The sequence below is a fragment of the Dryocola clanedunensis genome (genome assembly GCF_038405435.1).
Taxonomy (GTDB): Bacteria; Pseudomonadota; Gammaproteobacteria; order Enterobacterales; family Enterobacteriaceae; genus Dryocola; species Dryocola clanedunensis_A.
Window position 1 is genome coordinate 1 of the sequence record NZ_JBBYHZ010000115.1, and the last position, 265, is coordinate 265.

Below are 265 nucleotides of genomic sequence, written 5' to 3' on the forward strand. Positions count from 1 at the left end.
AGCGAGCGAACACGCCCGCCCCTACCAACCGTGCTCGCGACACCCCCGATTTCCGTTTCGATTCCTACCTCTGCCATCCCATCCGACATTGCCGTCGAGGAGACCTCCTGGTGACCATGCCCAACTCCCCCCGAATCAGAATTTTCGACACCACCCTGCGCGACGGCGAGCAATCGCCCGGCTGCAGCATGAGCCCGCAGCAGAAGCTGGTGATGGCCCGCGCGCTGGACGAGCTGGGCGTGGATGTCATGGAAACCGGCTTCCC

General features: G+C 64.2%; 1 protein-coding gene. It reads left to right on the plus strand.

The genetic code is table 11. The annotated features are described in order from the left end of the window. Positions 1 to 116: 116 nt before the first annotated feature. On the plus strand, positions 117 to 265 hold a 149-nt coding region (locus AAE045_RS23745), incomplete at its 3' end, for a hypothetical protein (protein ID WP_455549762.1).